The sequence below is a fragment of the Priestia taiwanensis genome (assembly GCF_014638355.1).
Classification (GTDB): Bacteria; Bacillota; Bacilli; order Bacillales; family Bacillaceae_G; genus Priestia_D; species Priestia_D taiwanensis.
Map to the genome: position 1 here is coordinate 1,525,328 of NZ_BMFK01000001.1, position 20,888 is coordinate 1,546,215.

A 20,888-nucleotide genomic window follows, 5' to 3' on the forward strand; every position below is an offset into this window, starting at 1 on the left:
AACGATATGTTCTAAGGCTTTTTTTGTGAAAAACGTGTCGTCTTATCCCAACCAATTGTTTGATTTTTTCTTTTTGCTCGCACATACAAGATTAGGCTTCGCACGAATAAATACGTAAATAGCTGTGCATATGTAAAGTACATAATGAACGCAATAAACACATTGAGCGGCGTGGTCGTCCGTTCAATCATTTGTGCACTGAATAATTGAGCCGTATAGACGAAATATGCAACATACCACATAAACAGGAGTGGCAATGTATGTGAAATCTGTAGGAAACCGAAGAGCCCTGCGATAAACCATACGTGCGAAATAACAAGAAACGCCCAAAATATCATATATACTAGTACTTGCTGAAGAGAATGAACAGCCATCTTTCCTTTAAAAAACGTCCGTATATCACTACATATTTTCTCTAAAATATAGAGATTTCCTTGTAACCATCTTGTACGTTGTTTAATGAGTACTTTTAGTGATTCAGGTTCTTGCTCCCACGTAATAGACTCTGGAACAATCGGGAGATACAACCCTTTTTGTGTAATACGAAGTGTTAATTCCGCATCCTCTGCAATTGCATATGGATCATATCCTCCAACCTCTTCTAATACACTTCGACGGAGTAACATATTCGTACCTGTGAGTGATCCAGTCTTAAATAACAACCACCTTCCTGATTGCATCGATAGCTGAAATACTTGAAACTCCAATGAAATCATTCGCGTAAGCCAATTTTGTTCTTCATTAACTGTACGTACATAACCAACTGCTCCTGCCGCATCTTTCACTTGCTCCGCCTCTTCTACAAGCATTGTTAATGCATGCTCTTCCGGTTGATTATCTGCATCATATACGCAGAAATAATCACCGTCCGAAATAGAAAATGCATAGTTTAATACCCGTGATTTACCACGTGGTTCCCCTGGAGGTACTTTAATGTGCTTCACATTTTTATACATACTGGCGAACATCTCAGCGATTTCGCCTGTATTATCTTGTGAATTGTCATTTAGTAAATATATCGTTAACTTCCCTGGATATTTAAGCTTTACCATCGCGGCTAATGTATGTTGAATAACAACTCCTTCATTATGAGCCGGAATGAAAATATCAACACTCGGGTACACATCAAGCGGCTGACGTTTTTTCTTCTTTGCACGGAAATACAATCCGTTCACTGTTAAAAGCGAATAATATAACAACATTAAAATAAATAGAAAAGAACTAATTAATAAGAAGGTATGTAGAGCTGTATTTACACCAACAAAATAAATTCCAATACAAAATAATACAAAGAGAATAACTAACCATATCGTTCTCACATGAACACCTTCTTCTCTGCTTGCGGAAGAATCGGTTCAATATCCATACGTATGTTGCTTTGTTCTGTATATTCAAAACGAATGTGCTTTAGCATATCTTCCTCTAAATACTCTTCCGCATTCTCTCTCCATCTATTTAATACTATCTCTAATCCTTCTTCATTTGTATTCTGTAACAAAATGACTAACGTATTATTATCCCATTTCCCCACTAAATCATATTGTCCACGTACAGTATGTAGCGAAATATCTGCTAAGGTTAACATCGCACTATCACGGATAAAATCACCTAGACGTCCAACATTTAACCTCAAAAGGTAACCTTGTTCATTACGGCGTCTCATTGATGTAATAACTAGCTCTGCACGTTGCTGAAATTCTTGCTTTGTTAACAATTCAGTATCCATGAAATATCGTTCAAGCTCGTTTACTTTTCCAGTTAAACGCTCATTTTCTTTAGTAATTTTCTTGAAATAGTACGCTGACATATAAATAACAAAGCCATTCATTGCCACAAGAAAATGAAAAGATAACATCTCAAACTGTATATTTGTCGACCAATCATCTATAAAAGCCTTCGCTAAAAAATAAAAAGCAAGTAATAAACTACCCGTAATGAAGATAACAAATGCTACTCGATTCGAAACAAACATAAATAGCATATATAAACAAAAATACACAATTGAAGCATAAAAAAAGCTCATTGGCTCTAATACAATAGCCAAACTAATAAATAAACCAATCTGCAAAATCCACGTCCAGGTCATCTTCTGTTTAAGATTCATCTCATCCCTCTTTCTCTCCTTACCTATGTAAGGACTTACTCTTCATTATCTTTCATTATCTTTCAATTTTAACCATTGAAGTCTATTTACTTATTGTACCAGCCTATCTGATAAAAACAATGATTTTTCGACAAAAAGATGTATATACATCTTTTCATGTCTCTTTTTTAATTAGCTCTTCTATCTATTTTTATGGAACTATGTTAAAAAAAGCGTTCTTGTAATTAGTATGAAACAGCCAACTAACTACCATTCATAAAAAATCAATACAAATAAGCAGTAGAGGTCCCCTCTACTGCTTATTACTTGTTCTTATTTCTCTATTTCAATTAATAAATCACCTGGTTGAATCGCTTCTCCGTTCTGGATATAAATATCTTTAATCGTACCAGCGAATGGCGCTTGAACAGTTGTTTCCATCTTCATCGCTTCCGTAATTGCAAGATGGTCACCTTTTTGTACCTTTTCTCCTTTATTAACAAGCACTTTAATAACGGTTCCTGGCATCGTTGCACCAATATGATTTGCATTTGACAGATCTGCTTTTACTTTACTTACGACAGTTGATTTCACACTCTCGTCCTTAATAATAACTTCACGCGGCTGACCATTGAATTCGAAGTAAATCACACGCGTACCATTCGCCTGCGGTTCACCAATCGATACTAATTTTACGATTAATGTCTTACCTCGTTCGATTTCCACTTCAATCTCTTCGCCAAGACGCATACCATAGAAGAATGTCGGCGTATCAAGAACCGAAATGTTGCCGAATTCTTGCTCTGTCTTCGTATAATCCATAAACACTTTCGGATACAACGCATATGCAAGTGTATCAAAGCTCGTTACTTGACGCTTTAACGAATGGAACAGTTCTTCTGACAGTCCTTTGAAGTCTACTGGATCTAATAATTCTCCCGGACGTACTGTTAATGGTTGCTTTCCTTTTAAGATGATACGTTGTAGTTCTTTCGGGAAACCGCCATGTGGCTGACCAAGGTATCCTTCGAACATTTCTACTACTGAGTCTGGGAAGTCTAGCACTTCACCACGTTCAAAAATATCGTCTTCTGTTAAATTGTTTTGTACCATAAATAACGCCATATCCCCTACTACTTTCGAAGATGGTGTTACTTTCACGATATCGCCGAACAATTCGTTCACACGACGGTACATGTCTTTTACTTCTTCAAAGCGGTCACCTAGCCCTACACCTTTCGCTTGCTGCTGAAGGTTAGAATATTGTCCACCCGGCATTTCGTGTTGATATACTTCTGTGTGCGGTGCATTCATGCCACTTTCGAATTCTCCGTAGAACTTACGAATATCTTCCCAATAGTAAGAAAGTTTCTCTAATGACTGTACATCAACATTCGGCTTACGATCTGAATGTTCTAGTGCATAGTATAATGTGCTTGCGCTTGGTTGCGATGTTAATCCTGACATCGAACTCATCGCCACATCCACAATATCAACGCCCGCTTCAATTGCTTTCGCATATGTGAAAATACCGTTCCCGCTCGTATCATGGGTATGAAGGTGAATTGGGATAGATACCGCATCTTTTAGTGCGGAAACTAATTGATACGCCGCTTCTGGCTTTAATAAACCAGCCATATCTTTAATACCTAGAATATGCGCCCCAGCTGCTTCTAACTCTTTTGCCATATTTGTGTAATAGGCAAGGTTATATTTCGGACGATTTGGATTTAAAATATCACCTGTGTAACAAATTGCCGCTTCCGCTACTTTCCCGCTTTCACGAACCGAATTAATTGCCACTTTCATACCATCAATCCAGTTCAAACTATCGAAAATACGGAATACATCAATTCCCGCCTCCGCTGACGTTCTCACAAATTTTTGGATGACATTATCAGGGTAATTCTTATATCCAACTGCGTTCGATGCACGAAGTAACATCTGGAACAGAACGTTTGGCATTTTTTCACGTAAGGTTAATAAACGCTCCCACGGATCTTCTTTTAAGAAGCGATATGCTACATCAAATGTAGCTCCTCCCCACATCTCCGCAGAAAACATATTAGGAAGAAGTCTAGCTGTTGGCTCAGCAATATTCTTTAGATCATTCGTACGAATACGAGTTGCTAACAAGGATTGGTGTGCATCGCGGAACGTTGTATCTGTTAACAGTACTTCTTCCTGCGCCTTAATCCACTTAACAAGTCCTTCTGCTCCTTGCTCCTCTAAAATTTGTTTCGTTCCTGATGGAATTGGTTGTAACGCGTTCACTGTTGGAATACGAGGTTTGTCAAATACAGGCTTTTGCTTGACACCGATACCAGGGAAACCATTAATTGTTACATTTCCAATATATGAAAGCATCTTCGTTCCACGGTCTTTTCGTTTCGGGAATACGAATAGCTCTGGTGTCGTATCAATAAAGGATGTATCGTACTCGCCTGTCATAAACTTCTCATGCCTAATAACATTCATTAGGAAAGCTAAATTTGTTTTGATTCCGCGAATACGGAATTCTTGTAAATTTCGGACCATTTTATTTGCAGTTTGTTCAAACGTTAATGCCCATGTTGTTACTTTTACTAATAAGGAATCGTAATAAGGTGTGATGATCGCACCTTGGAAACTATTCCCTGTATCTAAACGAACGCCAAATCCGCCACCAGAGCGATACGCCATGATTTTACCGGAGTCTGGCATAAAATTATTTAATGGATCTTCTGTTGTAACACGACATTGAATTGCATAACCACGTACTTGAATATCTTCTTGCTTCGGAATGCTAACAACATCGCTATGCAGAGCATGTCCTTCGGCAATTAAAATTTGTGATTGCACAATATCAATACCTGTGATCATTTCTGTAATCGTATGCTCTACTTGAACACGAGGGTTGACTTCGATGAAGTAAAAATCATTACCTGCTACGAGAAACTCGACTGTACCAGCGTTAATATACGACACATTCTTCATTAATCGTACAGCTGCATCGCAAATTTCTTGACGGAGTTCCTCTGAAACACACATACTTGGAGCTACTTCAACTACTTTTTGATGACGACGCTGAACAGAGCAATCTCGCTCATATAGATGAACAATATTTCCGTTATGGTCACCGATAATCTGCACTTCAATGTGCTTCGGATTTTCTACAAACTTCTCTACATATACTTCATCATTTCCGAAAGCAGCTTTCGCTTCTGATTTTGCGCGCTCATATGCATCTTTCAGAGATGCTTTGTTGCGAACGATACGCATACCACGTCCACCACCACCTAGCGATGCTTTAATCATCATTGGATAACCATTTGTTTCTCCAAATGCTTCTACATCTGCTAACGATGATACTGGACCATTGCTACCTGGAATAACTGGTAAACCAGCAAGGATTGCTTGTTCCTTTGCTTTTACTTTATCCCCAAACATGTCTAAATGCTCACATGCTGGACCAATAAAGATAATGCCTTCTTCTTGGCATCGTTTCGCAAATTCAATGTTCTCAGAAAGGAAACCGTAACCTGGGTGAATTGCATCGACGGCATTTGCTTTCGCGATTTTAATAATACCTTCAATATCTAAATAGGCATCAATTGGCTTTTTACCTTCTCCTACAAGATATGCTTCATCGGCTTTATAACGATGATACGAACCAGCATCTTCTTTCGAATAAATTGCGACTGTACGAATATCTAATTCTGTACAAGCACGGAATACACGAATCGCAATCTCTCCACGGTTCGCAACTAATATTTTGTTAATGTTGCGTTGCAATGTCATCTATTCTTACCCCCTATTTCTTTCGGATCATGATCCTATGTATATTATAAAAATGACCCTTGCATTTGCTCTGTGTAAACCAGAACCTAATACAGGGTCATTTTTATCATACTATATTTTTTTTATCTCGTCATTACTTTACAACTTCTAAAGGTGAATTTTTATTCACTTTTTTTGCCAATCTTGCTTTCGAAAAACGATGAATATTCATTAATATCCCCATTGAAATAAATAATAATACAATCGATGTACCACCGTAACTAATAAATGGTAGCGGTACACCTGTTAATGGCATTAAGCCTGTTAAGCCACCAATATTAACCGTCGTTTGAATCGCAACCATCGATGAAATACCGATTGCTAACAGCGAGCCAAATGCATCTGGACATTTCCTCGCAATCATCAATCCTCGGAATACAACAAAAGCTAAACCTAATAAAATAACCGATACACCGATAAAGCCTAACTCTTCCGCAATTATTGCCATAATAAAGTCAGTATGTGGCTCTGGAAGATGTCCATACTTTTGCGTACTTTCTCCTAAACCAACACCAAAGAAACCACCTCGTGTAATCGAAATAAATCCGTGCACTAATTGATATCCCGTATCTTGTGCATAATCGAATGGATTACTCGTTACTTTAAAACGATTAAGTTGATGCGGGCTTAAAATCTTATCATATGCGAAATAAAGAAACGTTCCTACTGGAATCCCTACCATTAGAGCAATCGTCACAATCTTCTTCAAATCGATTCCAGAAGCAAAGACCATTGCACAAGCCGTTCCTAAAATTAATAGCGATGTTCCTAAATCCGGCTGCATATTGATTAAAACAAAAATAACCAGCACATACATGAAAGGCGGTACAATCCCTTTCCAGAAACGGTTAATAATCGTTTGATTACGACCGTATAAAGCCGCTAAGAAAATAATAACACCTATTTTTATAAATTCTGCTGGTTGAAACTTAAATCCACCAATACGAAGCCAACTTTTGGCGCCGTTCGCCTCTTCCCCCATTAACATAACAAGCAACAGTAAGCCAATACTAATTACTATATTCGCAATGAAGAAAAGCCTCTTACGAAATATTTGATACGGTAACATGGAAAAGAGAAGGAACATAAATGCACCTAGTATCATTGCGTTCACTTGCTCCTGAAAAAAGTAATCGCTTGGTAAATTAGCGCTCTTATAACGCATAACAGCCACGATACTACTTGCGCTGTACACCATCACAGCACCAATCGTACAAAGAAGTGTTATCGCGATAATAAGGCTATAATCTAGTGATTTTAAATATCGTTTTATCATATATCCTCTTCCTTACTAAAAACATTCCTTACATATATGTAAGTTCCATATTTTCTGCTATAATCCTGCTACTATCACTCTCTTTTTTAGAGTGTGTAATGAGAAATAAAAAAACCCAAACTTAAACGGATAAGTTTGAGTTCTTCTTTTATTATAAGATGTTTTTCAACACACTTGTAGAAAAATTATTTTTTGTTATTCGTAAATGCCTCATGTAGAAGTGAAAGCTCACGTTCTAATTCACCTAATATCCCTTTGCCCACTTCACTATCAATTAAGCCCAAACGAACAGCGAAGTCAATCTCACGTGATAGACCGAACATTTGCGTGTCTAACACCTCTTCATATAACGGACATTGTGGCATTGTTAAATGATCCATTTGCACTTTAATTAACTTCAAAATTTTCTCTGCATCAGCTTTTAAAAGTGCATATGCCTTTTCTTCGTGGTTTACCGTAGTCTCAGCCGTCAATGTGCTTCCCTCCATTCCTACATACTACCTCACTCTATCCTATCTTTTTATATTATCGATAGTTTGTATAAATTGCAACTAAAAAAGTTTGTCTAAGCCGTTTTCATCGCAATTGCCGAAAGAATCCGTATAATTATATGTATATAGGATAGAAGAAACAAAGGAGACGAATAGTATGGAACAAATAATTCTAATAAACGGAAATGTATCCTTCCCCATCACACTCGATCCAACTGTTTGGATTCTAGATGATCGCAAAGTAGATTTACTAACGTGCTTTACTTCTCCTACAGAGACGATGGAAGATAACTATGTAAAAGAAATGGCTAGTTTTTGGAACAAAGAATTAGAAACAAATGACTCTAATCAACCTATTCGTAAAGTAGAAAAAGAAAAGTTAACAACAGCTTCTTACGGGATGCCACTACACCATTTCTTACATCGTGCAGAACCGAAAGACAATGCAACAACCTTACATATCATAACGGCAACAGAAACCCATTCTCTTTCATTAGAAGAAGCAAAAGAAGTCATTCTAGGATTCTCGAAAGATGGGAAAGCGTTACGTGGGGATGGACCTGTTCATATTCATATGCACAATCGCCCAGTCATTACACATGTGCGTACTTTAACTATCATATAAACATAAAAAGAAACAATCCTCTAAAAGTGAAGGATTGTTTTTTTATAATAGGTCAGCAGCTAATTGCGCTAAGTTCGAGCGTTCTCCTTTTACAAATTTAATGTGTCCACTTATTTTTTGATTTTTAAACTTCTCGACGACGTACATTAAACCGTTATTATATGAATCTAAATAAGGATGATCAATTTGATCCGGGTCACCTAGTAGGACAATTTTACTCCGCTCCCCTACCCTTGTCAAAATTGTCTTTACTTCATGACGTGTTAAATTTTGTGCCTCATCAATAATAATAAATTGCTCTGGGATACTTCTTCCGCGTATATAGGTTAACGCCTCGACTTCAATCGAACCAATCCCTGCCAAAATCGCATCAAGTTCGCCTGGTTTCTTCGTATTAAACAAGTATTCTAGATTATCATAAATTGGTTGCATCCATGGACGAAGTTTCTCTTCTTTCTCACCTGGCAAATAACCAATATCTTTTCCAACTGGAACAATTGGGCGTGCAATAAGAAGTTTCTTATAACGTCTTAAATCCTCCGTGCCCAATAACCCAGCTGCCAGTGTTAATAAAGTCTTACCTGTACCGGCCTTCCCAATCAATGTAACGAGAGGAACATCTTGACGGAGTAGTAATTCTAGTCCCATTACTTGTTGTACATTACGCGCTTTAATTCCCCATACAGCTTCATTTGGAAATACTAACTTCTTCACTTTTTTCCCTGTTGCATCAACCATGCCAATAGCCGAACTAGATCCCCCTAGCAAATCACGGAGTAACATAAATTGATTTGGATAAAGATGCTGTTTTGTAATATCCAAAACTGGTAACTCTCCAACTTCATAAAAACGATTTAATACCTCCGTCTCTATGTAACACTCTACGAAACCTGTATAAATGTCCTCCATCTCGATAACGCGATCACTTAAATAATCCTCTGCTTGCAAATCAATTGCATCTGCTTTCACCCGAACTAATACATCTTTACTTACTAAAATAACTTGTTTGCCACCTTCTTTCGCTTCTTCTTCTAGCGAAAGATTTTTAGCAACAGCTAAAATTCGATTATCATTTGTCTTTTCAATGAAGATTTCTTGTAATTGTTGAAAGGAACGATGATTAAGCTCGATACGAAACGTTCCTCCATTATCTAACGGTACACTTTCATATAGCCTACCACGTTCTCTAAAACTATCAATTAACTTTGACACATAACGTGCATTCCTACCTATTTCATCCATATATCGTTTCTTTGAATCAATTTCTTCTAATACGACCGCTGGAATAACAACGTCATTGTCGTGGAACGAAAAAATAGCAAGTGGATCTTGTAGTAATACATTCGTATCAAGCACATAAATTTTATTCAATTCGCTTCCTCCTGACCACCTATTTTCCTTCTCCTACGTGCCAAGCAAGAGTTCCTCGTTTCATATACAAGGACGAACCGATGTTAATATATATGACTTGACGTACAAAGTTAGTAGCTTTTTTTACGAGAACAAAAAAACAAGCGAATGGCCTCTGCCATCCGCTTACTTCTTTACTTCTTCATCACTTCTAACACTTGATTATCTAATTTCTTCGCTGCACGTAAATCATAGGTTTTTTCATAGGCTGGCTCTGTTACAATCTTCGCTCCATAAAACATCGCATCACGCACTTCTTGGACCGTTACTTCCACTAATGCTAATTTCAAAGGAACGCCTGCCATTCTATCTTCTTTAATAATCGCTGTCCCACTAATAGAGTACGTTGATTCATTCGCAATAACATTAATTACTACTTTCCCTAGATGGCGAATATTCTCCACAATCCGAGAACGATTGTCAACAGCAAAGCGAATCACCTTCTCATCTAATGCATATATCCATGAAATTGCGCTCACATTTGGACCACCAGTCTCAAAGTCTGTCGTCGCCACAAGTACAAGTCGCTCTTCTTGAAGAGCTCGTACAAGTGGTGCTGTTAATCGCTTCTCTACTTCATTTGCCATATGCAACACCCCTATCTTCGTTTCTATTATTTTATCGTGTTTTTCTATCCTTGTAAAAATATCCTTTTCGTCCTCATTCATCAACGTTCTCAAATCTCATTCTTTTTGCTATTATAGAAAGAAAGTATATAATAAACCGTTGAGGTGTGAAAAATGAGAGTAAAATGTGTTTTATGTGATTATATCACAAATATCGATGATGAATTGCCAGTGGCGAAGCGATTACGCAACCGTCCGATTCATACATATATGTGTGAATCTTGCCAAGAGCGTATTACAAAACGTACAGAGGAGCGTATTGCAACAGGCTCATTCAAACTATACCGTGATAAAAAAGTCGAAGATGACTGGTAAACAATACTCCCTTAGCTTAACAGCAGGCTTTTGGAGTGGTATCATCTTAGGAATTATTTTATACATACTAGAGAAAGTAAGTGGGAAGAAAGTATATACACTACTAATGAACGTGGACTTCATTCCTGTTCTAAATAGCTACCTATTACCGCCATGGATTGAATTTTCGCTGCATTTAATTGTTTCTCTCCTTCTTAGTGTAGGGATACAGTACCTAATTGTGAAGAGAAATACTTATCGTATCATGCTCATTACATGCGTTGCTGTTCTTCCGACTATCCTTCTCTATTTCCCATTAAGCATTCTTGCCACAAAGGAAGTTGCTCGCATAGATGATATATCTGCTTTCTCCTATTGGAGCATAAGCCACGTCATCTATGCACTAACACTTGGATATATGTTACGCCACATAAACAAAGGTCACTCAACGGAGTGACCTTTGTTTATGCTACCGTTAATCGTTTCATTAAGCGAGCAAATACTGGATGCAACATTTGTACAACTAACGCAAGAAGTATCGTCACAATAATTGTACCAAGTCCGATTGCACCTTTGAATGCAACCGCTAATAATAACGCTGATCCGTCTGTAATAAAACGAGCTGTGCGAAGACTTAAATTAAATCGTGTTGAAACAGCTACCATAACACTGTCCATCGGTCCAGCTGGGAAGTTTGCTTGTAAATAAATCGCAATACCTAAGCCATATAAGAAGATCCCTACAAACAATGCTGTATATTGAGCTAATAATGTTGTCGGATTGAATGTATCTAATACATGTACTAACCATATATCCATAATCATCCCAATCACAAAGATTGTTACTCCAGCCAATATTTCAGGCTTCTTCTTTAATAAAATTGCATTAATGATAATTAAAATAATCCCGTTTATAAAAACACTCGTTCCAATGGTAATGCCAAACATATTCGCCTGCCCGACAGCTAACGCATCCCAAGGAGAAGCCCCTACATTCGCTTTAATAATAACTGATACCCCAAGTGTTAAGAAAAACAAACCTACTAAAAAAAATCCAAATCGTTCTTTCATTCTTTAAATCCCCTTTTCGTCAGTCGTCTGACCTATAAGTTAAAACGCTTACATATATAATTACCTTCACATCATACGGCTTTCCATACGAAATAGCAATGTAAATTCATCCCATATGCACCTAGTAAATTCATCACTAAAAGAAAACAGTCGTATATAACATACCTATTCCAAGTGACCATTTTCACATGGCTGAGTCAACCCCTACACTATTCTTACAAGAGTTATCATTCTCCATTATGTGTATGAAAAATACTTCATTTCCGACAAATCCAGTATCTGTTTCGATAATAAACCATCTAATAAAAAAATATTGACAACTGCTTATTTTTCGTTAAAATATAAATTAATATAATTTCAGAACATTTAAACACTTTGAAAGGAAGAGTAATAATAAGATGTAGTTATAGCGAGTTAGGGACGGTGTGAGCCTAATACGAAGCTTATTATGAAAAACATCCTGGAGTTGCTAATTGAAATCGTCATAATGCCGAGAGTAGACTTAGACGGGACTTCGCCGTTACAAGAAGAACAGTATCGAGCATCTCGCTCCGTACTGATAGAGTGAGCAATTTCGATTGCTAATGTGGGTGGTACCGCGGAGCCAAGCCTTTCGTCCCTTATTAAAGGAGAAGAATGGCTTTTTTTATTGGCTTCTTACCTATCCAACACACTCAAGGAGGAATAAAGGATGTACCAAACATTACTTAGCATTAAAGAGACACAAGTTGCAATTAAGGAAGTTAAGACAAAAGTAGAAGAACAATTGGCAAATCGCCTAGCATTACTACGTGTATCTGCACCATTATTCGTGACGAAGAAGTCTGGTTTAAATGACCATCTAAACGGTGTAGAGCGCCCTATTTCTTTCGATATTCTACACTCAGGGGAAGAATTAGAAGTTATTCACTCTCTCGCAAAGTGGAAACGCTCTGCTCTATACGAATACGGATTTTCTATTGGCGAAGGGTTATATACAAATATGAATGCGATTCGACGTGACGAAGAACTAGACGAAACACATTCTATTTATGTCGATCAATGGGACTGGGAGAAGGTTATTGCACCTGAATGGCGTACAATTGACTACTTACAAGAAACCGTTCGAACTATTTATAGCATCTTCAAAGAATTAGAAGATCATTTATATACAAGATATCCATTTTTCGGTAAGTATTTACCGGATGATATTATTTTCATTACTGCACAAGAGCTAGAAAATAAGTACCCGGAACTAACACCAAAAGAACGCGAAGACGCAATCGTGAAGGAACACGGTGCAGTCTTTGTAATTGGTATCGGAGATGCACTAGCCTCAGGAGAGAAACATGACGGCCGTGCTGCTGATTATGATGACTGGCACTTGAACGGAGATATTCTTGTGTGGCACCCAACATTACAATCAGCATTTGAGCTTTCTTCAATGGGCATTCGTGTAGATGCCAAATCATTAGATGAACAATTAACAAAATCTGCCGAAGATTTCAAACGTGACTATGATTTCCACCGTGGGATTCTAGAAAACACATTACCTCTTACAATTGGTGGCGGTATTGGCCAATCAAGAACGTGTATGTTTTTCTTGCGAAAAGCACATATCGGTGAAGTACAATCTTCTGTTTGGCCAGACGATGTACGTAACAAATGTAAGGAAAAAAACATTCATCTTCTATAAAAAATACGAAAAAGGAGAAATAATGATGGCCCGTTGTACGAAGTGTAACTATAAATGGCGACTTAAAGAAATCGTATCGCTCGGTTTCTCAAAAGAAGGAAAAAACTACTCTAATTGCGGAACAAAACAATACATTTCAGAGAAAACACAAAATGCTTTAACATTAGGTTATTTAAGCTTATTATTCCTCCCTCTTTTACTGTTCGTTATCCAATTAAGTGCCAAAGATGAAGCTATCTACAAATAATAAAAGCCGCTGTTAAGATTCAATTCCTAACAGCGGCTTTTTATTCTTCATTCGTAGTTCACAAACTTCTCTGGTTCACGATGCATACTATCAAGGTAACAATCGATTAATTCGGCTGGAAAGCGCGTATTTTTGCGCTCTTCTCCTTTGACGTATGTCACTAAGTACATCTCTTCATTCACTTCAATTTCCACTTCATGAATGTTATGCTCTTCTTTCAAGATTGAATCAAATAATTCATACGTTTCTTGGGCAGCTTTGTCATCTGGACGTGCATCTGCAACAACTTTAATAGTTAACCAATTATATAATGCATCTTGAACCGACTTCATCTATACGACCTCTTTCTTCTCAGACTTCGAGCGATGTAGACGGAACTTATACATCCCAAGTACAAGCGCTGCGACTACTAATCCTTCTGCTACTGGTAAAAACACACCTAAAAATGTTAATAATGTACAACCTAATGCTAACATTATGTAAATGATTATATTTTTTCCTAGTGATAATTTTTTTGCAAACCCTAAATTATATACAAGGATACACAGTGCAACAATTGTTATGTACAAATACCACATATGGGCGTCACTCTCTCCACCAACTCCATATAATTTCGCGAAGAATGACATTCTCTCCATTTCCATCTTATTCATCCCCTTGTTTCTCTTACTACTTCCATTGTCGTAACATATTCATATTCTGTCAAATAAAAAGGATTCGTTACAAAAACGTGAATGACACATATATCCCCTGTTCCAAGTGAACATTTCCCATAGGAGTCATCACTGTCCGTTTCATGTATGAAATCCCACAAAAAAAATGACCTTTATCTTACAGTGACAAACAAAAAAGACCAAATCACCGAATGATTTGGTCTTTTCTCATAACAAAAGAATTAGTTATTAGTTTCTGCTAATTTCTTTTTCTTCGCTGCTCTTTCACGCTCGTTCTTATCTAATAACTTCTTACGAAGACGAATAGATTCTGGCGTTACTTCACAGTACTCGTCGTCATTCAAGTATTCTAAAGATTCCTCTAACGTCATTAGACGAGGCTTCTTAATAGAGCTTGTTTGATCTTTCGTTGCTGAACGCACGTTAGTTTGTTGTTTCATCTTCACGATGTTAACCGTTAAGTCATTCTCGCGAGTATGCTCTCCAACAATCATACCTTCGTATACTTCTGTACCAGGTTCTACGAAGATTACACCACGGTCTTCAACTTGCATAATACCATAAGTTGATGATTTACCTGTTTCCATTGAAACAAGAACACCTTGACGACGTCCTCCAACTTGACCTGGTTGCATTGGTTGGTAAGAATCGAATGTATGGTTGATGATACCAAAACCACGAGTTTGTGTTAAGAATTCTGTTGTATAACCGATTAAGCCACGTGCAGGTACCATGAATACTAGACGTACTTGTCCGCTACCGTTGTTGATCATATCTAACATTTCACCTTTACGAGCACCAATTGACTCCATGATAGCACCTGTGTACTCTTCTGGAACATCGATTTGAACGCGCTCTACTGGCTCACAACGTACGCCATCAACCTCTTTAATGATAACTTCTGGTTTCGATACTTGTAGCTCGTAACCTTCACGACGCATGTTCTCGATTAAGATAGATAAATGTAATTCTCCACGACCCGAAACAACCCAAGCGTCTGGAGAGTCAGTATTTTCCACACGTAAACTAACGTCTGTTTGAAGCTCAGCGAATAAACGCTCTTCAATTTTACGTGATGTAATCCATTTACCTTCACGACCAGCAAATGGTGAGTTATTAACTACAAATGTCATTTGAAGTGTTGGCTCATCGATACGTAGGATTGGAAGTGCTTCTGGTGTTTCAACTGGACATACCGTTTCACCAACGTTAATGTCTTCCATACCAGATACGGCAACTAAGTCACCAGCTTTTGCTTCTTCAATTTCAACACGCTTTAAGCCGATGAAACCGAACATTTTTGTTACACGGAAGTTCTTCACTGTACCGTCTAACTTCATTAATGATACAGATTGACCAACTTTCATCGTACCACGGAAGATACGGCCAATACCGATACGACCAACGTAGTCGTTATAGTCAAGTAATGTTACTTGGAATTGAAGAGGCTCTTCACTGTTATCGATTGGAGCAGGAATGTGTTCAATGATTGTCTCATATAATGATTCCATGTTCTCATCTTGATTAGCTGGATTTGGATCTAAGCTTGCTGTACCGTTAATTGCAGAAGCATATACAACTGGGAATTCTAATTGCTCTTCGTCTGCACCTAGTTCGATGAATAAGTCTAATACTTCATCTACTACGTACTCAGGACGAGCTGAATCACGGTCGATTTTGTTAACAACAACGATTGGTGTTAACTTTTGCTCTAATGCTTTTTTCAGTACGAAACGTGTTTGTGGCATACATCCTTCGTATGCATCAACAACTAGTAACACACCGTCTACCATACGCATGATACGCTCTACTTCTCCACCGAAGTCAGCGTGACCTGGCGTATCCATAATGTTAATACGCTTGTCTTTGTAGTTGATTGCAGTATTTTTCGCTAAGATTGTAATACCGCGCTCTCTTTCTAAATCATTTGAGTCCATTGCACGCTCTTCTACGTGTTCGTTTGAACGGAACGTACCTGACTGGTGTAATAATTGATCGACTAACGTTGTTTTACCATGGTCAACGTGAGCGATAATTGCTATATTTCGAATATCATCTCTTGTTTTCACTTATTTATTCACTCCTAGGCTTCTTGCCGAATTATCTTTTTTTCATAACTTATCTATTATAGCATATGCATTTTCATATTGTATTAAAAAAGTTCCTATCTTGTAAAGAAAAAAGTACATAAGGCGCTTTCATTTACGAATTTGTAGGTATTTTGTACAATATTTCTATGGAGGGGATATAATGCAACACATTCAAGTACGCTTTTTAGCACTTGCAGCACTTGCCGTTATCTTCATGTCATTAGTTGGCATTATGCTTGCAGAAAAGAATATGCTTCTAGCTACTTTATCAGCAGTAGCTTCATTAGCAGTAGTAGGGTATGGCTTCATACAAAAAAGCAAACAAAGAAAAGCAAGCTCTTCTCAACAGTAATCGTTGAGAAAGCTTGCTTTTCTATTCTTTACATACAATATAGTTCGTTAACATATCTTCATGCACACCACGTCTTGCAATTAATAGGCCGCTCTTATGCAAGATGCTTAACGGTTCTCCTTTTAAGGTCGTCGCAATAACGCCTACTTCATTTGCCATAATTGCTCCTGCTGCAAAATCCCAAGGAGCTAGACGCGGCGTCATATATGCATCTAATTTTCCTGTTACAACATACATCATTTCAAGCGCCGCGCATCCGTAAGATCGTGTACCACGTGCTCGTCTTACTAACTGTGCAATCTTTTCATGGTCTAATCGGCGATTCTCTGTTAACCACGTTGCGTTGACAGACACAACAGCTTGTTCTAAGTAACCTTCTTCTACCCGTGCTATTTTTGTACCATTCATATACGCACCTTCACCTGAAATAGCGTAGTACATATCATTAGCAGCAACATCATAGACAATCCCAAATACACCTTTTCCATCGATGTACAACGCTAATGAAATAGCAAAATTGCGCTGTTGATGGATGAAGTTCATCGTTCCATCAATCGGATCGATAACCCACACGTATCCATCCGTTCTTTCAATTTCATCACCAAATCCTTCTTCTCCAACGATAGCATGTTCTGGATATGCCACACGAATTCGATTAATAAATAACTTCTCGACTTCTTGATCAATATTTGTTACTAAATCAGAAGCATTTGACTTCGTATCAATTGTTAATGCGGATTGGAATGAATCATGAATATACGCACTCGCTTCTTTGATCCATTGCATCGCTTGCTCTCTCATCACCGTTACATTTTCCATCATATACTCACTCCGTTTGTAGACATGCTTTTATTGTACCATAGAAAATGAACGTACAAAATATTACTATTTATAGATGACCCGGACGAAGGGACACAGGAAAAGACGAACCTTTATGTAAAAAGGTTCGCACCAATCTTACACTGACACATACACTACTATCATGCTTCTAGGCGCAACATTTCTTGACGTAATACTTCCAACTTTTGTTTCGATACTTCCATCGCTGACACGTCGCTAATTTGCATCGCATCATACAATGTTGCCAATTCATAATCTAACTCTAATCTCAATACCGGAATTCGTAATTCTGCATCCTTTCTCTTTAACGCATTAATCACCTGTCTCATCCTTCATTTCTCCCTTCGTCCCTTTTATTCGTTCGTCCTAAAGTTAACTAAATTTTCTGATTTTTTATACTATATTATGATGGATAAATATTCTATGCAACAATTTTCTGTTTTTATCTATAAATTTTTTTATGCAAGCGTGAACGAACCTATGTCGATGCAAGCCGAAACGTCCATTCGATTAATGTCGTTTTTTTTGGTATGATAGGACATAGATATTATGAACAAGGAGCTTTAGACATGACTACTATCACATTTAAAGAAGAAGCATTCGCAACATTTTCTGTAGACGGACTAGACGAGCGTATGCATGAAATTATTACACATATTCGTCCGTCCTTTTCAAAACTAGGAGACATTTTCGCTCCTAAGTTAACAGAACTAACAGGAGAAGAATTCTTTCCGCATATTGCAAAGCATGCGCGTCGTACAGTAAACCCACCGAAAGACACGTGGATTGCATTCGCCGCGAACAAACGTGGCTACAAGATGTTACCACACTTCCAAGTAGGCTTATGGGAAAGTCACGTATTCGTGTGGTTCGCGCTTATTTATGAGTGCTCGTTAAAAGAAGAATACGGCAAACAATTCGAACAAGAATTAGAGACAATTCATGAACATATCCCAGCTCACTTCGTTTGGTCGATGGATCATATGAAACCAGGAGCAACATTACATAGTGAGTTAAGCAAAGATGAACTTCAAGCAATGTTCACACGCCTTCAAAAAGTAAAGAAAGCTGAATTACTATGCGGTATCCATATCCCACATGAAGAAGCGGTGATGTTAACGGAAGAGCAATGGATCAAAAAAATCGAAGAAACATATAAAACGTTACTTCCACTTTATAAATTAGGACGATAAGGGGATAAACGATGACCGAGAAGCTATATTATGAGAATGCCTATACAAGAATGTTTTCTGCGAAAGTAGTAAAAGCAGACAATGATGAGAACGGCTTATACGTCGTCTTAGACAGAACAGCTTTCTATCCAACTGGTGGTGGACAACCATGTGACAAAGGTCGATTAAATGAATCGTTGGTAGAACGTGTAGAAGAAGTAAACGGAGAAATTCGTCATTACCTCTCTTCCCCTCTTGCGAGAGAAACTGGAGTAAAAGGAACAATCGATTGGACAAGGCGTTTCGATTATATGCAACAACACGCTGGACAACACATCTTATCAGCAGCATTTGAAGAATTACATCATATTGAAACAATTGGCTTCCATCTTGGAAAAGAATTCGTAACAATTGATTTAAATATTGAAAAGCTTGATGAAGAAGTTGTGAGAAGTGCTGAATTATTAGCAAATCAAATTATCTTTGAAAATCGTACAATTGAACCTCGTTTCATTGATGCAGAAGAAGTAGCGACACTCCCACTACGTAAATTACCGACTGTACAAGAAAACATCCGTGTCGTAATTATTGATAACTTCGATTATAACGGGTGTGGTGGTACACACCCTCTCCAAACAGGAGAAATTGGTCAAATTAAAGTAGTAACGTGGGAACGCCATAAACAAAAAGTACGTTTAACGTTCGTTTGTGGTCACCGTGCTTTACATGAAATGAATAAAAAACAATCATTGCTAGCACAGTCAGCTCATGTGCTGAAATGTAACGAACAAGATGTTCCCGTGAAAATTGAAACACTTGTGCAATCACAACGAGAACTAGAGAAAGCACTACAAATTGCACAAGGGAAATTACTTGAAGTAGAAGCGCAAGAGCTTATACACTCTCATCATACAAATATCATTTCCGTAGCGTTCCAACAACGTACGATGCAAGAAATACAACAACTAGCAATGAATATTACCAGTACAGAAGAAGAGGCAGTTGTCCTCTTCGTCATTGAAGACGGTGAGCGCCTGCAACTGTTATGTGCATGTGGAAAACAAGTTGACCACAGTATGAATGACCTTGTAAAAGAAGTATTACCACTTATCGACGGAAAAGGCGGTGGAAACAAAACATCTGCTCGCGGTGGTGGCATTGCTCGTATTAGTAGCGATGAATTACTGACTAATCTCCGTTCACAACTTATGTCATAACGATTTAAGCCTGCACGATGATGTACATCATCGTGCAGGCTTATTTGTCATATCCCCTTTAAATTATCGCACTATTTCGCTTATTGTGGTATAATTTATAAAACGCTTACAAAAATGAGGTGTGACAATGAACAAACAGACAATCCTTTTACTTCTATGGCTAGTACCTCTTATTCTTTTAACAGTAATATCACTCGTTCATTTTACGACAGGACATATAACAGAAAACGATATACACATATATACAGCAGCTTTTTTAGTTATCGCACAAGTAATGATGTTTGATTATTTCACAAGACGTAAGAAGATTTCTTCCTAATATCACACATCATCCAAAGGCGTAAAAACGACCACCAACAAATAGTTGTTTTTACGCCTTTTTTAATACAAGAGAAAGATAAAATTGAACAGAAATAGCAATTCCTTTTGGAATTATAAAGCAATCCTCTACCCTTCTCGGTTCACCATATGACTAAATACCATATCTCCTCGCTTAATCTTCTCTGCAAGTACACGTGGATAAAGCGTAATTTCATCTAACGATGTGAGAGGCATCCATTTATAATGGAGACTCGTATCTTTTTCTATTCCTTTGAACGCTTCTTGTTGTAGTAACATGCTGTTTGTTGGCAAAGTTATATGATAGTAGAAACCAAGCTCATGTAGATTTTCTCCCTCATATCGAAAAAAATTCTCCGCAATTGCATAGAGACCATCTACACACACAACTTCTCCAATTTCCTCTATCATTTCACGCTTTAGCCCTTCTTCTGTACTCTCTCCCATTTCTAATCGTCCACCTGGTAACGTCCAATATGTATCTTTCGATGAGCGATGAACTAGCAACTTGTCCTCATGAATACAAACTCCAGCTACACGGAAACTAAATTTCCCTTCGTTCGTTGAAAATGAAATCATATCCTCTCC

General features: G+C 37.7%; 23 protein-coding genes and 1 other annotated feature. Of the genes, 9 read left to right on the top strand and 14 right to left on the bottom strand.

The window, feature by feature from the left end:
• Positions 1-11 precede the first annotated feature (11 nt).
• The 5 genes from IEV41_RS07865 to IEV41_RS07885 form a co-directional block, all read right to left on the bottom strand.
• Entirely contained in the window at positions 12-1,319 is a 1,308-nt protein-coding gene (locus IEV41_RS07865) for a glycosyltransferase family 2 protein (RefSeq protein ID WP_188387840.1), read from the bottom strand.
• Entirely contained in the window at positions 1,316-2,104 is a 789-nt protein-coding gene (locus IEV41_RS07870) for a dGTP triphosphohydrolase (protein ID WP_188387841.1), read from the bottom strand. Before IEV41_RS07870 ends, IEV41_RS07865 begins: the two co-directional genes overlap by 4 nt.
• A gap of 312 nt (positions 2,105-2,416) precedes the next feature.
• Positions 2,417-5,863, bottom strand: a complete 3,447-nt coding sequence (gene pyc / locus IEV41_RS07875) for a pyruvate carboxylase (RefSeq protein WP_188387842.1) — start codon at positions 5,861-5,863, stop codon at positions 2,417-2,419.
• A gap of 133 nt (positions 5,864-5,996) precedes the next feature.
• Positions 5,997-7,178 (bottom strand): putative lipid II flippase FtsW, encoded by a 1,182-nt coding sequence (gene ftsW / locus IEV41_RS07880; RefSeq protein WP_188387843.1) that lies wholly within the window; start codon positions 7,176-7,178, stop codon positions 5,997-5,999.
• A gap of 185 nt (positions 7,179-7,363) precedes the next feature.
• Positions 7,364-7,666 (bottom strand): Fpa/YlaN family protein, encoded by a 303-nt coding sequence (locus tag IEV41_RS07885; RefSeq protein ID WP_373284173.1) that lies wholly within the window; start codon positions 7,664-7,666, stop codon positions 7,364-7,366.
• 160 nt (positions 7,667-7,826) lie between these two features.
• On the opposite strand from IEV41_RS07885, the gene IEV41_RS07890 reads away from it, so the two are divergent.
• Positions 7,827-8,294 carry a peptidyl-prolyl cis-trans isomerase gene (locus tag IEV41_RS07890; RefSeq protein ID WP_188387845.1) on the top strand — a complete coding sequence of 156 codons (468 nt, stop codon included), beginning with the start codon at positions 7,827-7,829 and terminating at the stop codon, positions 8,292-8,294.
• Between the two features lie 42 nt (positions 8,295-8,336).
• Here the strand turns inward: IEV41_RS07890 and IEV41_RS07895 are convergent, their stop codons facing one another.
• Both IEV41_RS07895 and IEV41_RS07900 read right to left on the bottom strand, forming a co-directional pair.
• Positions 8,337-9,665: a PhoH family protein gene (locus IEV41_RS07895; protein WP_188387846.1), complete on the bottom strand. Its 1,329-nt coding sequence runs from the start codon at positions 9,663-9,665 to the stop codon at positions 8,337-8,339.
• Between the two features lie 173 nt (positions 9,666-9,838).
• Positions 9,839-10,291, bottom strand: coding sequence for a pyridoxamine 5'-phosphate oxidase family protein (locus IEV41_RS07900; protein WP_188387847.1), 453 nt, complete (start codon positions 10,289-10,291; stop codon positions 9,839-9,841).
• Positions 10,292-10,444: 153 nt separating this feature from the next.
• Here IEV41_RS07900 and IEV41_RS07905 point away from each other — a divergent pair, with 153 nt between their 5' ends.
• Positions 10,445-10,645, top strand: coding sequence for a YlaI family protein (locus tag IEV41_RS07905; RefSeq protein ID WP_188387848.1), 201 nt, complete (start codon positions 10,445-10,447; stop codon positions 10,643-10,645).
• Entirely contained in the window at positions 10,635-11,081 is a 447-nt protein-coding gene (locus IEV41_RS07910) for a hypothetical protein (protein WP_188387849.1), read from the top strand. The genes IEV41_RS07905 and IEV41_RS07910 overlap by 11 nt, the downstream gene beginning before the upstream one ends.
• A 7-nt stretch (positions 11,082-11,088) precedes the next feature.
• On the opposite strand, the gene IEV41_RS07915 is transcribed toward IEV41_RS07910, so the two are convergent.
• Positions 11,089-11,694, bottom strand: coding sequence for a YczE/YyaS/YitT family protein (locus IEV41_RS07915; protein ID WP_188387850.1), 606 nt, complete (start codon positions 11,692-11,694; stop codon positions 11,089-11,091).
• 366 nt (positions 11,695-12,060) lie between these two features.
• Positions 12,061-12,318 (top strand) — a binding site (T-box leader).
• 67 nt (positions 12,319-12,385) lie between these two features.
• Between IEV41_RS07915 and asnA the strand changes: the two genes are divergently transcribed.
• Positions 12,386-13,369, top strand: coding sequence for an aspartate--ammonia ligase (gene asnA, locus IEV41_RS07920; RefSeq protein WP_188387851.1), 984 nt, complete (start codon positions 12,386-12,388; stop codon positions 13,367-13,369).
• 22 nt (positions 13,370-13,391) lie between these two features.
• A complete protein-coding gene (locus IEV41_RS07925; protein WP_229722173.1) occupies positions 13,392-13,616 on the top strand; it encodes a hypothetical protein in 225 nt (74 codons plus the stop codon).
• A 47-nt stretch (positions 13,617-13,663) separates the two neighbouring features.
• Here IEV41_RS07925 and IEV41_RS07930 read toward each other — a convergent pair whose 3' ends face one another.
• The 3 genes from IEV41_RS07930 to typA all read right to left on the bottom strand — a co-directional run bounded on the left by IEV41_RS07930 (position 13,664) and on the right by typA (position 16,359).
• Positions 13,664-13,948, bottom strand: a complete 285-nt coding sequence (locus IEV41_RS07930; protein ID WP_188387852.1) for a hypothetical protein — start codon at positions 13,946-13,948, stop codon at positions 13,664-13,666.
• Positions 13,949-14,260, bottom strand: a complete 312-nt coding sequence (locus IEV41_RS07935; protein ID WP_188387853.1) for a YlaH-like family protein — start codon at positions 14,258-14,260, stop codon at positions 13,949-13,951.
• A 251-nt stretch (positions 14,261-14,511) separates the two neighbouring features.
• Positions 14,512-16,359 (bottom strand): translational GTPase TypA, encoded by a 1,848-nt coding sequence (gene typA, locus IEV41_RS07940; protein ID WP_188387854.1) that lies wholly within the window; start codon positions 16,357-16,359, stop codon positions 14,512-14,514.
• 181 nt (positions 16,360-16,540) lie between these two features.
• On the opposite strand from typA, the gene IEV41_RS07945 reads away from it, so the two are divergent.
• Entirely contained in the window at positions 16,541-16,732 is a 192-nt protein-coding gene (locus IEV41_RS07945; RefSeq protein ID WP_188387855.1) for a DUF5325 family protein, read from the top strand.
• A 21-nt stretch (positions 16,733-16,753) separates the two neighbouring features.
• On the opposite strand, the gene IEV41_RS07950 is transcribed toward IEV41_RS07945, so the two are convergent.
• A complete protein-coding gene (locus tag IEV41_RS07950; protein WP_188388728.1) occupies positions 16,754-17,551 on the bottom strand; it encodes an inositol monophosphatase family protein in 798 nt (265 codons plus the stop codon).
• Positions 17,552-17,712: 161 nt separating this feature from the next.
• The gene (locus tag IEV41_RS07955; protein ID WP_188387856.1) at positions 17,713-17,901 is read right to left on the bottom strand and encodes a YkzI domain-containing protein; all 189 of its coding nucleotides are present in this window, start codon (positions 17,899-17,901) and stop codon (positions 17,713-17,715) included.
• Between the two features lie 240 nt (positions 17,902-18,141).
• Here IEV41_RS07955 and IEV41_RS07960 point away from each other — a divergent pair, with 240 nt between their 5' ends.
• The 3 genes from IEV41_RS07960 to IEV41_RS07970 all read left to right on the top strand — a co-directional run bounded on the left by IEV41_RS07960 (position 18,142) and on the right by IEV41_RS07970 (position 20,280).
• Positions 18,142-18,765 (top strand): YktB family protein, encoded by a 624-nt coding sequence (locus IEV41_RS07960; RefSeq protein WP_188387857.1) that lies wholly within the window; start codon positions 18,142-18,144, stop codon positions 18,763-18,765.
• 11 nt (positions 18,766-18,776) lie between these two features.
• A complete protein-coding gene (locus IEV41_RS07965; protein ID WP_188387858.1) occupies positions 18,777-19,961 on the top strand; it encodes an alanyl-tRNA editing protein in 1,185 nt (394 codons plus the stop codon).
• A gap of 127 nt (positions 19,962-20,088) precedes the next feature.
• Positions 20,089-20,280 (top strand): hypothetical protein, encoded by a 192-nt coding sequence (locus IEV41_RS07970; protein WP_188387859.1) that lies wholly within the window; start codon positions 20,089-20,091, stop codon positions 20,278-20,280.
• A gap of 128 nt (positions 20,281-20,408) precedes the next feature.
• Here IEV41_RS07970 and IEV41_RS07975 read toward each other — a convergent pair whose 3' ends face one another.
• On the bottom strand, positions 20,409-20,879 hold the full coding sequence (locus tag IEV41_RS07975) for an NUDIX hydrolase (protein ID WP_188387860.1): 471 nt from the start codon (positions 20,877-20,879) through the stop codon (positions 20,409-20,411).
• Positions 20,880-20,888: the final 9 nt, after the last annotated feature.

Excerpts from the sequence above, each read along its gene's own strand:
- pyc (WP_188387842.1), bottom strand. The coding sequence starts at position 5,863 with ATGACATTGCAACGCAACATTAACAAAATATTAGTTGCGAACCGTGGA.
- asnA (WP_188387851.1), top strand. The coding sequence starts at position 12,386 with ATGTACCAAACATTACTTAGCATTAAAGAGACACAAGTTGCAATTAAG.
- IEV41_RS07960 (WP_188387857.1), top strand. The coding sequence starts at position 18,142 with ATGACTACTATCACATTTAAAGAAGAAGCATTCGCAACATTTTCTGTA.
- IEV41_RS07925 (WP_229722173.1), top strand. The coding sequence starts at position 13,392 with ATGATGGCCCGTTGTACGAAGTGTAACTATAAATGGCGACTTAAAGAA.
- IEV41_RS07965 (WP_188387858.1), top strand. The coding sequence starts at position 18,777 with ATGACCGAGAAGCTATATTATGAGAATGCCTATACAAGAATGTTTTCT.
- IEV41_RS07935 (WP_188387853.1), bottom strand. The coding sequence starts at position 14,260 with ATGGAAATGGAGAGAATGTCATTCTTCGCGAAATTATATGGAGTTGGT.
- IEV41_RS07975 (WP_188387860.1), bottom strand. The coding sequence starts at position 20,879 with ATGATTTCATTTTCAACGAACGAAGGGAAATTTAGTTTCCGTGTAGCT.
- IEV41_RS07970 (WP_188387859.1), top strand. The coding sequence starts at position 20,089 with ATGAACAAACAGACAATCCTTTTACTTCTATGGCTAGTACCTCTTATT.
- IEV41_RS07950 (WP_188388728.1), bottom strand. The coding sequence starts at position 17,551 with ATGGAAAATGTAACGGTGATGAGAGAGCAAGCGATGCAATGGATCAAA.
- IEV41_RS07885 (WP_373284173.1), bottom strand. The coding sequence starts at position 7,666 with ATGGAGGGAAGCACATTGACGGCTGAGACTACGGTAAACCACGAAGAA.
- IEV41_RS07955 (WP_188387856.1), bottom strand. The coding sequence starts at position 17,901 with ATGAGACAGGTGATTAATGCGTTAAAGAGAAAGGATGCAGAATTACGA.
- IEV41_RS07910 (WP_188387849.1), top strand. The coding sequence starts at position 10,635 with ATGACTGGTAAACAATACTCCCTTAGCTTAACAGCAGGCTTTTGGAGT.
- IEV41_RS07900 (WP_188387847.1), bottom strand. The coding sequence starts at position 10,291 with ATGGCAAATGAAGTAGAGAAGCGATTAACAGCACCACTTGTACGAGCT.
- ftsW (WP_188387843.1), bottom strand. The coding sequence starts at position 7,178 with ATGATAAAACGATATTTAAAATCACTAGATTATAGCCTTATTATCGCG.
- IEV41_RS07870 (WP_188387841.1), bottom strand. The coding sequence starts at position 2,104 with ATGAATCTTAAACAGAAGATGACCTGGACGTGGATTTTGCAGATTGGT.
- IEV41_RS07890 (WP_188387845.1), top strand. The coding sequence starts at position 7,827 with ATGGAACAAATAATTCTAATAAACGGAAATGTATCCTTCCCCATCACA.
- IEV41_RS07915 (WP_188387850.1), bottom strand. The coding sequence starts at position 11,694 with ATGAAAGAACGATTTGGATTTTTTTTAGTAGGTTTGTTTTTCTTAACA.
- IEV41_RS07930 (WP_188387852.1), bottom strand. The coding sequence starts at position 13,948 with ATGAAGTCGGTTCAAGATGCATTATATAATTGGTTAACTATTAAAGTT.
- IEV41_RS07905 (WP_188387848.1), top strand. The coding sequence starts at position 10,445 with ATGAGAGTAAAATGTGTTTTATGTGATTATATCACAAATATCGATGAT.
- IEV41_RS07945 (WP_188387855.1), top strand. The coding sequence starts at position 16,541 with ATGCAACACATTCAAGTACGCTTTTTAGCACTTGCAGCACTTGCCGTT.